The sequence below is a fragment of the Actinocrispum wychmicini genome (genome assembly GCF_004345645.1).
GTDB lineage: Bacteria > Actinomycetota > Actinomycetes > Mycobacteriales > Pseudonocardiaceae > Kibdelosporangium > Kibdelosporangium wychmicini.
Window position 1 is genome coordinate 153,583 of the sequence record NZ_SLWS01000016.1, and the last position, 14,657, is coordinate 168,239.

The following is a 14,657-nucleotide window of genomic DNA, read 5'->3' on the forward strand; positions in this document are numbered from 1 at the left end:
CGCCCCTCGGCGAAGCGGGTTACGGGTGGGCGCAGCCGACCCACTGGCCGGGCGGGCACGTGCCGGTGCGGCCGCGATAGGCGTCGATCAGCTGGCGGGCCAGGGCCTGGGCCGCGGCCGGGTCGCCGGTGGCGGCGACCTCGTCGACCGCGCACTCGTACCGGGTGTCGGTGAGGCAGTACGTCAGCTGGCCCTCGGCGGTCTGGCGCCACGACGGCCCGCTGGCCACGGCGTACTTCCAGATCTGCGGGTCGTTCGTGCCCGCCTTGCCGTGTACAACGTACACATGCTCGTCCCCGTGCGGCGTGGCCACCGGCGTCGCCGCCGAGACCGCCAGGCCGCGCAGCTTCGCCGGGTCCGGCGGCTCGGTCAGCGCCATGGCCGTCCATTCCGCGCCGTACGGGTGCTGACCGGCCACGGACTGGGCGCGCCGGTAGAACTTCGCCCACTCCGCTGAGGCCAGGGTGCACCTGGCAGTGCCTTGCTGGCCGGGGGCGAGCGGCCCGGTGCGGCTGTCGCACGACCCGATCGTCGCGCCTTCCCCGGTCCAGGTCGCCCGGATGGCGACCCGTGCCGGCAGCTGGCCGCCGTTGGACAGGTCGACGACGATCGCGCAGCTGCTCGCCCCGCAGTCCTCGAAGTGGTACGCGCCCTGCTTGACGGTCAGGAACGGGTCGTACCCGTCGGCCAGTTCGGTCGAGCGGGCCGCCAGGTCGGTGTAGATCGCGGCCATGTCCGTGGTCGCGTCGGTGATGGTGAAGGCGAGGTCGTGCACCCTGGTCGGGTCGGTCTGGCCGGCCTTGGTCAGGTCGAACCGGACGATCCCGTGCGGCGGCTTCGCGGCCAGGTAGATCTCACCGAGGTCGGTCGGCACGTCGATGACGTCGGTGCCGGCGATCTGCGCCTTCGGGGCGGTGTCCGGGGCCCGGTCGCCGTCGGTCGGCTTGCCGAACAGCGTCGGCAGCGTCTCGGTGTCGAAGATCCGTTCCACGTCCACCCCGAGCAGCACCCCGGGCGCCCTGACCCAGTGGTCGGCCACGGTCGGCGCGGTCGAGTCCGGCACGCCGGACAGCTTCAGCCAGAAGTCCAAGCCGGCCTTGAGGTACAGGGTGTGGTCGACGACCAGGACCGACGCCGGCAGGCCGTTGACGGTCAGCGACCCGCTGGACTCGCCCGCCTTGGTCGCGGTGATGTCCATGGTGACCTTGTCACCGGCCGGCGCGGTCAGCGATCCGTTGTAGTGCACCGCACCCGCTGCTTTGAGGTCCACAATGGACTGGTCAAGGGCGGCGCCGGTGGTCGGCCGCGGCACGGACACCCGCGGGGGATCACCGGACGTTTCCCCGGTGCAGCCGGCACAGAGCAGCAGAACCACCCCCAAGGTGCCCCATCGCCGCCGCATTCGCCGCCCCGGTCCCGCCGATTCCAGTGGACCCACAGTCTCCCGGCCGACCTGCGTCGTCAAGTCCGCGCGGTCAACCTGTGACCCGCTGAGCGGCCAGTTTGCCGGAGATCACCACCGGCGGGATGCCCACGCCGGGGGTGGTGCCGCAGCCGGCGAGGACGGCGTTTTCCAAGCCGGACACCAGGTTCCGCGGCCGGAACGGACCGGTCTGGCGGAACGTGTGCGACAACGAGAACGGTGTCCCGGCACCCAGGCCCTGCGCCTCCCAGTCGGCCGGCGTGACCAGCGCCGAGACCTCGATCGAGTCACCCAGTCCGGTCAGGCCCCGCTGCTCGAGCACGCGCACCAGTTCGTCGCGGTAGGCCGGCCCGACCCGGGGCCAGTCGATCCGGGCGGTGCGCAGGTTCGGGCACGGCGCCAGCACCTGCACGATCGACCGGCCGTCCGGCGCCATCCCGGGGTCGGCCGCGGTCGGCTGGGTGACCAGCAGCGACGGGTCGCTCATCAGGCGGCCGCGCCGGGTGATCTCGTGGAACGTCCGGTCCCACGCTTCGCCGAAGAACAGCGTGTGGTGGTCCAGCAGCGGCCACGTCCGGTTCACGCCCGCGTGCAGCACGACCGCCGACGGCGACCAGTGCAGCGGAACGGCTCGGCGCGCCGGCATGCCCAACAGCCGGCGGCTGACCGGCAGGTCGGGTGTCAGAACCACGGCGTCGCAAGGGATCCGCTCACCTGTCGTGGTCCGTACGGCGTTGACGCGGGAGCCCACGCGTTCCAGCCAGGCGGCGCCGCACGAGTACGAAATCCTTGCCCCAGCGGCGGAAGCGGCGTCAGCCATGGCCGCGGCGACAGAACCCACGCCACCACGCGGAAACCACACGCCCGCGATCGTGTCCATATACGCGATCACGGCGTAGGCCGCCAACGCGCGCTGCGGCGGCACACCCGCGTACAGGGATTGGAACGAGAACAGCCGTCGCAGCCGCTCGTCCGACAGGTACTTGCCGATGGCCGGCGCCAACCGGCCGAACCCGCCCAATGCCACCAGGCTGCCCAGTCCCGAGCCGACCAGGTCCAGCGGCGAGTCGAAGTTGGCGCCGATGAACGAGTCCCGCTCCACTTGGTACAGCCGCGTCAGCCACGCCCGCAGCCGCCGGTAGCCCGCGGCCTCGACCGGGCCGGCCACCCGACGGACCTCGTCCTCCATCGCGGTCGCGTCCGAGTACACCGAGATCGTGCTGCCGTCGGCGAAATGCGCGCGGTACGCGGGATCCAACGGCAGCAGGTCGATCATGGGCGCGCCGACCGCCGCCAACGCCTCCTCGATGAGCGACGGCATGGTGAGCACGCTCGCGCCTGAATCGACCGTGTAGTCGCCCATCCGCATCCGGCCGGCACGCCCACCCGGACCGTCCGCGCTCTCCAGCACGGTCACCTGCCGACCGGCGCCCAGCAGATGCAGCGCGCACGACAACCCGGCCAGTCCCGCGCCGACGACCACCACATGGTCTGTGGCGCCGCTTATGGTCTTCAGCGGGTCCTCCGGGTCGCGGCCACCGCCAGCTCGGCGAGCCGGTCGCTCGCGGGCTCGGCCAGGTCGGCCGCTGCCAGCGCGCGCATCGCGGACGACGTCAAACTGTCGATCCGGCGTTCGACCTCGGCCACCGCACCGGATTCGACGAGCACCTCGCGGGCCCGCTGCACGTCCGCTGCGGTCAGATCCCGGCCGAGGCACGACCGCAGGACGTCCGCGCCCGCCGGTGTCGCCCGCCGCAGGCCGAGCGCGACCAGCAAGGTCCGTTTGCCCTCCCGCAGGTCGTCGCCGGCGGGCTTGCCGGTCACCTCGGTGTCGCCGAAGACGCCGAGCAGGTCGTCCCGCAGCTGGAACGCCACCCCGATGTCCGCGCCGAACTCCCGCAGCTGTTCGACCAGCTCCGGGTCGGCACCGGCCAGCGTGGCACCCATCTGCAGCGGCCGTTCCACGGTGTAGGCGGCGGTCTTCATCCGGGCGACGCGCAGCGCGGCTTCCGGCGACTCGTCGCCCTCCACCTGCGTGAGGATGTCCAGGTACTGGCCGGCCAACATCTCCGACCGCATCGCCTGCCACGGCTCGCTCGCCGCGGCCAGCCGGTTCGCGGTCAGCCCCGAGCTGTAGAACATGTCGTCGGCCCACGCCAGCGCGATGTCGCCGAGCAGGATCGCGGCGGCCATCCCGAACCGGTCCGCGCTGCCCAGCCACCCCCGCTCGCGGTGCAACGCCTCGAACGTCACGTGCACGGTCGGCCGGCCACGGCGGACCGCGGAGGCGTCCATCAGGTCGTCGTGCACGAGCGCGCACGCCTGGATCAGCTCAAGGCCGCTGACCGCGCGCAACACGGCATGGGCGTCCGGGTCGCCGCCCGCGCCGCGCCACCCCCACCAGGCGAACGTGGGCCGGATCCGCTTGCCGCCCCGCAGCACGAACTCCACCAGGCTGTCGAGCGCGTCCGCCAGTTCCGGGGTCAGGCTGGCCATGGTCGACTGCTTGGCCGCCAGGTACTCGGTCAGGGTCTGCTCGACGTGGGCCGGGACGGACTCGTCGACGGTGTGTGTTCGTGGCGCTGGGTGCACGGTTCCATCGTCGCCCAGCATCACTTGGACGACGCGACGGGGTCGGCGGTGCCGATACGATTTGCGGCATGACGTCCGTGTTGGAACGCATCAGCGTCGACCGTGTCGTGTTCTCGGTGGAGTTCATGCCGCCCCGGGACGATGCCGACGAGCAGCAGCTCTGGCGTGCGATCCGAGAGCTGGAGGGCCTCGACCCGGCATTCCTCTCGGTGACGTACGGCGCCGGCGGGTCCCGCCGGGACCGGACGATCCGGACCACCGGCCGGGTGGCGCGGGAGACCACGCTCGTCCCCATGGCGCACCTCACCGCCGTCGACCACTCCGTCGCCGAGCTGCGCAACGTCATCGGCTGGTACGCCGCGGTCGGCGTGCACAACGTGCTCGCGCTGCGGGGCGACCCGCCGGGCGACCCGATGGGGGAGTGGGTCAAGCACCCGCAAGGCCTGTCGTACGCCGACGAACTCGTCCGGCTCGTGCGTGAGCTCGGCGACTTCTGCGTGGGCGTGGCCGCGTTCCCCTATGGCCACCCGCGCTGCGCCGACCTGGACACCGACGCGGACATGCTGGTCCGGAAGTTCCGTGCCGGCGCGGACTTCGCCGTCGGCCAGCTCTGCTACGACGCCGCCGACTTCCTGCGCCTGCGGGACCGGGTGGCGGCCCGCGGCAGCGACGCCCCGATCCTGCCGGGTGTGATGCCGCTCACCACCCCGAAGATGCTCGGCAAGACCCTGGAGCTGTCCGGCGCGCCGGTCCCGCCGAAGGTCGCCGAACGGCTCGAACCCCTTGTGGACGACCCCAAGTCGTTCCGGGCCGCGGGCATCGACGTGGTCACCGAGATGTGCGAACAGCTCATCGCCGAAGGCGTGAACGTGCTCCACTTCTACACGTTCAACCGGTCGAAGGCGACCAAGGAAGTGTTGGGACGCCTGGGTTTGGTGGCGTCCCGCACGCCGTAGCCGTCAAACGAACTGCGACTGGTTGTCCTGGTGCTGCTCCCGCCGCTGCTGGCGAACGCTGCGGCGGTGCGCCACCAGGGCCAAAACGAGCACCAGCAGCGCCGCGCCGACCGCGCCCGCGCCCACCACGAGCACCCAGCGGATCCAGGACATGCCGCCCGTGGTGCTGTAGTTCGCCGTGGCGTTGAGTTCGGTCACCCCGCCGGCCTTCGCCGTCCAGGCCACGGTGTTGTCCTTGTCCGGCGTGCCGTTGGTCTTGCCGACCGGCCCGGGGAAGGCGATCTTGACCTGCACGTCCACGCCTTCCGGGCGCAGCTGCCCGAGGTCGACCGACCCGGCGAAGGACACGATGTCGCCGGACCGCCGAAGGTTGATCTTGTACCGGCCGGCCTGGTTGCTGATCGCCTCGGCGAGCTGCCGGACCTGCTCGAACGCCAACCCGTCGAAGTGGACGGTTTTGCCCACGTAGCCGTCCGCCGCGTACGGCGTCAGGGAGACCTTGTCGGCCAGTTCGGGCGGCACGGTCAGGGCCGGCCCGGCGTCGTCCGGTTTCGACTGGACGGTCGCGATGTCGATCGAGCCGGAGACGTGGTCGTCCGGGCTGACCGCCATCGCCGCGTGCACACGCACGCATCCGGCGAGCGCGAACGCCACTGCCAGGATCAGCGGCACCACTGCCCACCTGCGAGAAACCTTGTGCACCGGCCCATCCTGCCAGTGATTGTCGGCTTTCCGCACGGGTAATCGACTACTTTGCGCAGGAAGTAGGCATCGCCGCCGCGCGGTTTCAAGGTAGCGTCGCTGGCATGTCGTTCGAGTCCGCGAACGTGCACGAGGCGAGTAATCGGTTCGTGGACGAGTTCGCCACCCTGGATCCCATCGCCGCCACCTTCGCCGGCATCCCGACCGATGAGACGAAACTCACCGACTTCTCCCCGGACGGCTACCGGGAGCGGTCCGAGTTGGCCGAACGCTCGTTGCGGACCGTCGAGGCGACCGAGCCGGCGGACGAGTCGCAGCGCGCCGCCAAGGCGCACTTCCTCGAACGGATCGGCCTCGACATCGAGATCCACCGGGCCGGACTCGCGGTGGGACAGGTGAACGTGATCGCCAGCCCCATCCAGGAGTTGCGCCAGGTGTTCGACCTGATGCCGACCGAGACCGCCGAACACTGGGCGGTGATCGCGAAACGGCTGGCGAACATGCCCAGCGGGCTGGCCGGTGTACGCGCTTCCATCCTGGACGCCGCCGCGCGTGGCCAGCTGTCCGCGCGCCGGCAGATCCTCAAGGTCGCCGAACAGTGCGAGACCTGGTCGGGCGCGACCGGCGACTCCTTCTTCGCGACCTTCGTCGAAGGTGCCCGGGACGTCCCCGGCGCGCCGCTCGCGGAGTTGGCGGCGGCCGCGGACACGGCCGCGGCGGCCTATGCCGAGATGGCGAAGTTCATGCGGGCGGAGATCGCCGGCAAGGCGCCCGCCAAGGACGCCGTCGGCCGGGAGGCCTACGAGCTGTGGTCGCGCAACTACATCGGCGCCCGGCTGGATCTGCAAGAGGCCTACGAGTGGGGCTGGGCCGAGTTCTTCCGGGTGGAGAAGGAAATGGTCGCGGTCGCCGAGCGGATCAAGCGCGGCTCGACCCTGGCCGAGGCCGCGGCCGCGCTGGACGCCGACCCGCGGTACAAGGTGAGCGGCCGCCGGGAGTACGAGCGGTGGATGCAGCGGTTGTCCGACGCGGCACTGGCGGAGCTGCGGGGCGTGCACTTCGAGATCCCGGCCGAGCTGATGCGGCTGGACTGCCGGATCGCGCCGGACGGCGGCACCACGGGCGCGTACTACACCGGCCCGAGCGACGACTTCTCCCGCGCTGGGACGATGTGGTGGTCCGTGCCGGCCGAGCGGTCCGAGTTCATCACCTGGCGCGAGACGTCCACTGTGTACCACGAGGGCGTGCCCGGCCATCACCTGCAGATCGCCACCGGCGTCTTCCAGGCCGACTCGCTCAACTCCTACCAACGGCTGCTGGGCTGGGTGTCCGGGCACGGCGAGGGCTGGGCGCTGTACGCCGAACGCCTGATGCAGGACCTCGGCTACCTGACCGACGACGGCGACCTGATGGGCATGCTCGACGCGCATCTGTTCCGCGCCGCCCGCGTGATCATCGACATCGGCATGCACCTGGAGCTGGAGATCCCGGCGGGCAGCGGATTCCACGACGGCGAACGCTGGACCCCGGAGCTGGGGCTGGAGTTCATGCTGACCCGCACCATCACCGACCCCGCCCACGTGCGCGACGAGATCGACCGCTATCTCGGCTGGCCCGGCCAGGCGCCGTCGTACAAGCTCGGCGAGCGGCTCTGGCTGCAGCTGCGCGACGAGGCCCGGCGCAGGCACGGGGAAGCCTTTGACCTCAAGGACTTCCACATGCGCGCGCTGCGCCTCGGCTCAATGGGGCTGGACAACCTCGGCGCCAGCCTGCGGGACGTGTGACTCCTGTGCGGCGAGGCCGTTGAGCACGAGCGTGCAGACGGCCTCGAACGCGTCGTCGATCCCGGGTCCCGACCAGTCGGCCGAGTACGCGGGATCGTGGAACCGCCCGGTGGCGTCGAACACCGCCCGCGCGGTCAGGTCGACGTCGGTGCCGGCGAACTCGCCGGCCGCGATCCCGTCCCGCAGGATGCCGGCGATCTCCGCCACCAAGTGCGCGACGTGCTCGGCGACCACCCCGCTGGTCTCCCCGACCAGCACCGAGTACGTCGCGAACAACTCAGGGTCGTCCAACGCCTTGTGCCGTTTGGCGTCGAACAGCGTCGACAGCCAGTGCCGCAACCGCGTCGACGCCGGGCCGGGGACCTTGGCGGCCTGCGTCACCGGTGCGTGCGCCCGGTCCAGCCAGCGACGCGTCACGGCTTCACGTAACGCGGCCTTGCTTGGGAAGTGCCGGTACACGCTGCCGTGGCTGACCCCCAGGGCCCGTGCGACGTCCACCACGGTCGCTTTGGCCGGCCCGTAGCGGCGCAGCACGTCCTGCGCCGCCTCGAGGATCTGTTCGCTGGTCAGGACATCGGCCATCTAGCGCTCGCTGTCGAGCGTCTGCATCTGGGCGCCGGCGTAGCGGTCACCGGCGGCCGCGTCGGCCGGCACCGCGTCCTCGATCCGGTCGAGGTCGGCGGGTGACAGTTCCACGTCAAGCGCTCCGATCGCCTCGCTGAGCCGCTCCCGCCGGCGGGCACCGACGAGGGGCACGATGTCCCTACCGCGCGACAGTACCCACGCGATGGCGATCTGGGCGACGGAAACCGCCTTGGACTCGGCTATTTCTCGCAAAGCTTCGACGAGTCGCAGATTGTGGTCGAGATTCTCACCCTGGAAGCGGGGGCTGAGGCCACGGAAGTCGCCGGCCACCACGTCCCGGTCCTTCGACCAGTGCCCGGACAGCAGGCCGCGGGACAGCACCCCGTAGGCCGTCATGCCGATGCCCAGCTCACGCAGGGTCGGGATGATCGCGCGCTCCGGGCCGCGGGAGAGGAGCGAGTACTCGATCTGCAGGTCGGCGATGGGGTGTACGGCGTGCGCCCGGCGGATGGTCTCCGCGCCCACCTCGGACAGGCCGATGTGCCGCACGTAGCCGGCCTTGACCATCTCCGCGATCGCGCCGACGGTGTCCTCGATCGGCACGGTCGGGTCCAGGCGCGCCGGCCGGTAGACGTCGATGTAGTCGGTGCCCAGCCGGCGCAGGGTGTACGCCAGCGCGGTCTGCACGGCGTTCGGGCTGGCGTCGTAGCCGAGCCACGCGCCGCCGGGGGAGCGCTGGGCGCCGAACTTGACGCTGATGGCGACCTGGTCGCGGACGCGGTCCTTGAGCGCCCGACCGATCAGCAACTCGTTGTGGCCCATGCCGTAGAAGTCGCCGGTGTCGATCAGGGTGACGCCGGCGTCGAGCGCGGCGTGGACAGTGGCGATGCTCTCGGTCTCGTCGGACGGGCCGTACAGGTCCGACATGCCCATCGCGCCCAGTCCGAGCGCGGAAACCTGCGGGCCGTTCGTACCGAGTTCACGATCTTGCACTGGTGGTTCCTCCGTTGTCGTTAGCTGGTCTCTCAAGTATGCACATCGCGATGACAGATTTCAATACTTGTCAGTCGACGGCACGCGAAGCGCATCTAACCACTTGTCGCCGGCTTCGCCACCGGGGTCCCACGATGCGGTGAAATACGACGTCTTCGCAGGTCAACGCCTATGTGACGGCGATTACGATCGGTCGGTCCGGCGTTCTTGCCGGGAAACCACGAGGAGAGACCGCATGTCCAAACGATTGCCCGTGGTGCTGTCGTTGGCAGCACTGGGGTTGGCCGCCGTGGCGATGCCAAGCACCGCGGCTGCGAACAGCGACCCACTGCGGGCCGCCTGCACCGCCGACACCCCGGCGGTCCAAACCCTGGTCGCGGCCGTGGACGGACTGAAGTCCGCGCTGCCCGACCCGGCCAAGACCCAGGTCGCGCTGGGTGACGTCTACAACGCGATCATGGGCGCGCAGAAGGGCGGCTGCCTGCCGCAACTCCCGACCTCGCCGCCGCCGGCCGCTCGGGACGCGGCGGACGCGTGCCTCCCGGCCACGGTGAACCTGCTGAGCGCGGTGCTGGGCGGGGTCAGCGCCACTCTCACGGTTCCGCCCGACGTCGAGGCCATAACCAGCGCGACCACCAAGCTGGGCGCCGCGGTCACGGCGATGAACGACGCCAAGTGCCTGCCGGTCCCGTTGACCGTGCCGACCCTGCCGGTGCCCACCCTGCCGACGCCGCCCGCTGCTCCGCCGGTCCCGCCATTGCCTCCCCTACCACCGGCACCGCCGTTGCCTCCGGCACCCTGAGTTCGTACATCGAACGGCCCTCGTGAGTTCCGCGCACGAGGGCCGCTCGCTACATGGGGAGTGTCCGGCCCAGCACGGCGAACGGCCGTGGATCCCCCGCGAACCGGTAGTTGCGCAGCACGTCGACGAACCCGACGCGGCGGTACAGCCGCCACGCCCTGGTGCGGCCCTCCGGCGTGGACAACAGCACCCGGCCGTTCGGCACGCCCTCCATGAGCAGCCGCAGCAGGTGCTCGCCCGTGCCCTGGCCCTGGCTGTCCGGCCGGACGTGCAGTTCGGTCAACTCGAAGTAGTCCGACATCCACTCGTCGGCCGGGCCCGGCCCGTCGAACTCGATCACCCCGCGTCGCACCTGCTCGTGCCACCACTGGCCGGGTGACCCCTGGTAGCCGTAGCAGATCCCGGTCAGCCGGTCGGCCGCGTCGAGCGCGGCCACGCACCGCCACCCCTCCCGCAGCATGTGCGCGAGCCACATCGGGGCGCGCTGTTCAGCTGTTCCCTTCGGATAGCCCATGGCCGTGACGTACAGGCCGAGCGCCTCGTACAGCCGCGACCGCAGCCCGTCGGCCGTTAACTCCACGAGCTGGCTTCTGTGCGATGGCACCGCGGTCACGTCAGGAATCATCCTCCTCGCGCCGAACGTCCGCAGCCGTCCCCCCGGTGAGCGCGGCCAGATGCGGGAAAGTGGTGGGATACACCGACTTCGGGTGGCCGGCCGCGGCCCACACCACGGGGAACGTCGCCAGGTGGTTGTCCACCAGGGTCCGGATCCGGTGCTGGTGCCCGGCCGGTGCGACACCGCCGATCGGCTGCCCGGTGTGGTCCCGGACGAACTGGGCGTCGGCCTTGTCGATCCGGTCCGCGCCGGTCAACTCCTTGAGCCGGGACACATCCGCGCGATGCGCCCCTGACGTGAGGACCAGCAGCGGCTCGACCTGGTCGCCATGGACCGCCTTGAACACAAGGCTGTTCGCGATCGCGCCGACCGGCACCCCCAGGGCGTCCGCGGCGAGCGCCGCGGTGCGTACCTCGTCAGTCAGGATGCGGATGCCGTCCGCCTCCTGCGTCATGCCCGCCTCGAGCAGGGCGGCGGTGAACTTGGCGACGGTCGGATGGGTCACGCGGGCAATCACACCATGACCAGCGCCTGAACTGCTTGAGAGCCCGCCAACTCCGGGTTATGCTCGAACGTGTGTTCGATTTGATGTCGAACACGTCTGCCCGGCGGCCGGGCGGGGGAAGCGCCTTGCCGCCGGGCCCACCGGCTTCCCCACGGTGGATGTCGAAGCGGTCGCCGTGACCGCCTCGAGGGCGTGAGGAGGCCAGATGACTACCCACGTCGACGTCCCTGGAGGCCATCGGGGGACTTCGCACAGGCGCGCACATTCATTGCCGTCCGGGTCGCCTGCGGCGTTGTTGAAGCATGCCGAGTGCGGACTCCGTGCGGCCGAAGCAGAGGAGGAGCCAGCGGAACGGTTCACCCAGGCATACATGTCCGCACTTCGGGCGGCCGCCGCGATGCTCGCGCACCGCGGCCGGCCACACCGCGGCCACGCCCGGCCCACCAGCGTGTGGACCCTGCTCCCGGCGGTCGCGCCGGAGCTGCGCGAATGGTCGGCGTTCTTCGCCGCCCACTCACGGACCCGCGCGGCCGTGCAGGCCGGCCGGATCCGGCTGGTCACCAGCCGGTCCGCGGACGACCTCGTGCACCAGGCCGGCCAGTTCATCGGCCTGATCGCCCGGGTCGTCCCGGGGTGAAGGCGTTAGTCGACTACGACCGCCTGCTGGACACGCTCGACATCGAGGCCACCGTGCTGGCCGAGACCGTCGACGATGCCCGGCCCGAGCTGCGGGTCCCACACGCACCAGGCCTGACCGTCGGGGAAACGGCCAGGCACGTGGGCAGCGTGTACCGGATGACACTGGAATGGATCCGCACGGGCGACTCACCGGCGTCGTGGCAACGCGAACCGGGCCCGTTGCAGTCCTTGCGTGACTTCGTCACCAGCGGAGCCCGCGCGCTGGTCGACGAACTGGCCAGACACGACCCGGCGGAGCCCTGCTCCACCTGGTGGGCGGCGGACTCGACATACGGGTTCTGGCGCCGCCGAGTAGCCCACGAGACAGCCATCCACCGCGGCGACGTCCAAGAGGCGGTCGGCCAACCAGTCGCCGACGTCGACGACGACATCGCGGTCGACGGCGTGGACGAGATCCTCACCCTGTGGCTCGGCCACCGGCTGACCGTCCAGGGCGTGGTCGGCGCCAGGGACGGGTCGGTCGCGGTGACCACCGGCGACAACGCCTGGCTGGTCCGCATCACAACGGGCGGGATAGCGGCATGGCGCGTCCCGCTGACCGAGCTCGACCGCGCCGACGCGGTGGTCCACGGCCTTCCGCCAAAGGTCTACCGATGGCTGTGGGGCCGCCTGCCCGAAGGCGCGGTGCGGAAAGAAAGGAGTCCTGAGGCGATCAACCAGATGTGGGCCTTGCTGAGAATGGCCACCCGCTAGTTCTGCGGGTTCTGCTTGTCCAGCGAATCGGGAACCAGCACTGGATCGTCGGGCGGCCGCGGTGTCCGTGCCGGACCGCGGCCGCCCGGCTGTGCCTGCCCGGCTGTGCCTGCCCGGCTGTGCCTGCCCGGCTGTGCCTGCCCGGCTGTGCCTGCCCGGCTGTGCCTGCCCGGCTGTGCCGGTCCTTTTTGTCGGTGGCTGCCGCTAACGTGCCTGGCATGGCCACTCGACTCGTCAACATCGTCATCGCCGCCACCGACCTGCCCGGACTCGCCAGGTTCTGGTCGGCGTTGTTGGGCTGGCCGATCGCGCGCGAGGCACCGGACGAGGTCGAGGTCAGCGCGCCCGCGGACCAGGGCTGGCCACTGGACCTGTCGTTCGACCTCGCCCCCACGGCCAAGAGCGGCCAGAACCGGATCCACCTGGATCTGGCCAGCGCGTCAGCGGCGGACCAGGCCGCGATCGTCGAGCGAGCCCGGGATCTCGGCGCCCGGTCCGTTGACATCGGTCAGCGTGATGTGCCCTGGGAGGTGATGGCCGACCCGGAGGGCAACGAGTTCTGTGTTCTTGAACCACGCGAGGACTATCAGAACTCGGGTGCGCTCGCCGCGGTGGTCGTCGAGGCCCCGGATCCCGTCGCACTGGCCGGTTTCTGGAGCGTGGCGACCGGGTGGAGCGTCGGCAAGAAGGTCATTGTGCCGGAGGGCGACTTCGTTGGCCTGGTGCCGTCGAACGGGCGCGGTCCGTGGCTGGAGTTCCTGCCGGAACACGGCCCGAAGACCGTCCAGAACCGTCTGCATCTGGACGTGGCGCCGTACCCGGGGGACTCCCAGGAAGCCGCGGTGGATCGGCTGATGGCCTTGGGGTCGCGACGGGCCGATATCGGGCAAGGGAACGTCCCTTGGGAGGTGATGGTCGATCCGGCGGATAATGAATACTGCATCCTGACTACACGCTGATTCCTCGCTGTGACCGAAGATGATCCTACGTGTGGTTGACGCACACATAGGATGATCCTTCGTGCGACGGTTGAGGTAAGGCGGCGACGATGAGTGCTGTGGCGGTGTCGGGCACCGGCGTAGTGACCGCGCGGCGAGCGTTGCTCATTGCCGGAATCCTGTTGGTGGCGGCGAACCTGCGCGGCGCGATCACCTCGGTCGGGCCGTTGCTGGAGACGATCCGCCGCGACGAGGGCATGTCCGCCGGCCAGGCGGGGTTGCTCAGCGCGTTACCGTTGCTCACTTTCGCGGTGTTCTCCCCACAGGTGCCGCGGCTGGCGCGCAGGGTCGGCATGGAGCGGTCGCTGTGGCTGGCCATGGTGACCCTGACAGCGGGGATCCTGCTGCGCTCGGTGCCGGTGACCGGTCTGCTCTGGCTGGGCACTGTCCTGTTGGGAATGTCGATAGCGGTCGGCAACGTGCTGCTGCCCGCGCTGCTCAAACGCGACTTCCCGGACCGCGTGGCACCGATGACCAGCCTGTACTCCGTGACCATGGGGCTGGTCGGCGCGCTCGTCAGTGGGTTCGCGGTACCCCTGGCCGGCACCCTGTCCGGCGGCTGGCGGATGGCCCTCGGCTGCACCGCCGGGCTGGCGCTGGTCACGGTCGCGGTGTGGGGGCCGCAGGTGTTCCACCGTTCGTCGACACCGGTCAACGTGGTGACCCCGAGCGACACCGCACGCCGCACACCGTGGCGTTCGGCGTTGGCCTGGCAGGTGACCGCGTTCATGGGCCTGCAGTCGTTCGGGTTCTACATCGTGCTCGCCTGGTTCCCGACGATCCTGCACAGCCAAGGCGCGAGCGAGGAGAGCAGCGGTTGGCTGCTGCTCGTCCTGCAGGTGCTCGGGGTCTCGATGAGCGCGGTGATCCCGTTGGTGGCCAACAAACTGCCGGACCAACGTCTGCTGGCGGCCGGCGGCTCCCTGCTCAGTTTCACCGGCTACCTGGGATTGCTGCTCGCGCCCGGCCTGGCGGTGCTGTGGGTGGTCATCGTCGGTCTGGCCAGCGGCGTCTGCTTCGTGCTCGCCCTGCTCTTCTTCACCCTCCGGTCGGCCGACTCCTACAGCGCCGCGACACTGTCCGGGATGGCCCAGTCCTTCGGCTACCTCTTCGCGACCCTGGGCCCAGTCGTGTTCGGCGCCCTCCACGACGCGACGAACGGCTGGGTCGCCCCCATGATCATGCTGCTGGCCGCGGCCAGCGTGCAGTCCTGCTTCGGATTCGGTGCCGGCCGCAACCGCGTGGTCTGAACCCACGATCCCGACAGCGAAACCCAAGCACCAAATCCCCCAACGCCAACCCACAACAC

The 14,657-nt window shown here is 70.5% G+C and carries 15 protein-coding genes; 7 read left to right on the top strand and 8 right to left on the bottom strand.

Annotated features, from left to right (window positions below; all coding sequences use genetic code 11):
- Positions 1-19 precede the first annotated feature (19 nt).
- From EV192_RS48215 to EV192_RS48225, 3 genes are all read right to left on the bottom strand, one after another.
- Positions 20-1,402 carry a hypothetical protein gene (locus EV192_RS48215; protein ID WP_132125512.1) on the bottom strand — a complete coding sequence of 461 codons (1,383 nt, stop codon included), beginning with the start codon at positions 1,400-1,402 and terminating at the stop codon, positions 20-22.
- A 73-nt stretch (positions 1,403-1,475) separates the two neighbouring features.
- Complete coding sequence (gene crtI, locus EV192_RS48220) at positions 1,476-2,939, bottom strand: phytoene desaturase family protein (RefSeq protein ID WP_132125564.1); 1,464 nt, start codon at positions 2,937-2,939, stop codon at positions 1,476-1,478.
- A complete protein-coding gene (locus EV192_RS48225; RefSeq protein ID WP_207926858.1) occupies positions 2,936-4,036 on the bottom strand; it encodes a polyprenyl synthetase family protein in 1,101 nt (366 codons plus the stop codon). Before EV192_RS48225 ends, crtI begins: the two co-directional genes overlap by 4 nt.
- 47 nt (positions 4,037-4,083) lie before the next feature.
- Here EV192_RS48225 and EV192_RS48230 point away from each other — a divergent pair, with 47 nt between their 5' ends.
- A complete protein-coding gene (locus EV192_RS48230; protein WP_132125513.1) occupies positions 4,084-4,971 on the top strand; it encodes a methylenetetrahydrofolate reductase in 888 nt (295 codons plus the stop codon).
- A gap of 3 nt (positions 4,972-4,974) precedes the next feature.
- On the opposite strand, the gene EV192_RS48235 is transcribed toward EV192_RS48230, so the two are convergent.
- Entirely contained in the window at positions 4,975-5,673 is a 699-nt protein-coding gene (locus tag EV192_RS48235; protein WP_165960985.1) for an LppM family (lipo)protein, read from the bottom strand.
- A gap of 104 nt (positions 5,674-5,777) precedes the next feature.
- Here EV192_RS48235 and EV192_RS48240 point away from each other — a divergent pair, with 104 nt between their 5' ends.
- On the top strand, positions 5,778-7,457 hold the full coding sequence (locus EV192_RS48240; protein ID WP_132125515.1) for a DUF885 domain-containing protein: 1,680 nt from the start codon (positions 5,778-5,780) through the stop codon (positions 7,455-7,457).
- Here EV192_RS48240 and EV192_RS48245 read toward each other — a convergent pair.
- Both EV192_RS48245 and EV192_RS48250 read right to left on the bottom strand, forming a co-directional pair.
- Positions 7,413-8,039, bottom strand: coding sequence for a TetR/AcrR family transcriptional regulator (locus tag EV192_RS48245; RefSeq protein WP_132125516.1), 627 nt, complete (start codon positions 8,037-8,039; stop codon positions 7,413-7,415). The two genes, EV192_RS48240 and EV192_RS48245, sit on opposite strands and share 45 nt — an antisense overlap.
- Complete coding sequence (locus EV192_RS48250; protein ID WP_243727551.1) at positions 8,040-9,035, bottom strand: aldo/keto reductase; 996 nt, start codon at positions 9,033-9,035, stop codon at positions 8,040-8,042.
- A gap of 235 nt (positions 9,036-9,270) precedes the next feature.
- On the opposite strand from EV192_RS48250, the gene EV192_RS48255 reads away from it, so the two are divergent.
- Entirely contained in the window at positions 9,271-9,837 is a 567-nt protein-coding gene (locus tag EV192_RS48255; protein ID WP_132125517.1) for a hypothetical protein, read from the top strand.
- Positions 9,838-9,886: 49 nt separating this feature from the next.
- Here EV192_RS48255 and EV192_RS48260 read toward each other — a convergent pair whose 3' ends face one another.
- Entirely contained in the window at positions 9,887-10,450 is a 564-nt protein-coding gene (locus tag EV192_RS48260) for a GNAT family N-acetyltransferase (protein ID WP_132125518.1), read from the bottom strand.
- Position 10,451: 1 nt separating this feature from the next.
- Complete coding sequence (locus tag EV192_RS48265; RefSeq protein ID WP_207926868.1) at positions 10,452-10,967, bottom strand: YbaK/EbsC family protein; 516 nt, start codon at positions 10,965-10,967, stop codon at positions 10,452-10,454.
- Between the two features lie 196 nt (positions 10,968-11,163).
- On the opposite strand from EV192_RS48265, the gene EV192_RS48270 reads away from it, so the two are divergent.
- From EV192_RS48270 to EV192_RS48285, 4 genes are all read left to right on the top strand, one after another.
- Positions 11,164-11,595, top strand: coding sequence for an SAV_6107 family HEPN domain-containing protein (locus tag EV192_RS48270; protein WP_132125519.1), 432 nt, complete (start codon positions 11,164-11,166; stop codon positions 11,593-11,595).
- Positions 11,592-12,350, top strand: coding sequence for a maleylpyruvate isomerase N-terminal domain-containing protein (locus tag EV192_RS48275; RefSeq protein ID WP_132125520.1), 759 nt, complete (start codon positions 11,592-11,594; stop codon positions 12,348-12,350). Before EV192_RS48270 ends, EV192_RS48275 begins: the two co-directional genes overlap by 4 nt.
- 218 nt (positions 12,351-12,568) lie before the next feature.
- Positions 12,569-13,309 carry a VOC family protein gene (locus EV192_RS48280; protein ID WP_132125521.1) on the top strand — a complete coding sequence of 247 codons (741 nt, stop codon included), beginning with the start codon at positions 12,569-12,571 and terminating at the stop codon, positions 13,307-13,309.
- A gap of 89 nt (positions 13,310-13,398) precedes the next feature.
- Positions 13,399-14,598: an MFS transporter gene (locus EV192_RS48285; RefSeq protein ID WP_207926860.1), complete on the top strand. Its 1,200-nt coding sequence runs from the start codon at positions 13,399-13,401 to the stop codon at positions 14,596-14,598.
- Positions 14,599-14,657: the final 59 nt, after the last annotated feature.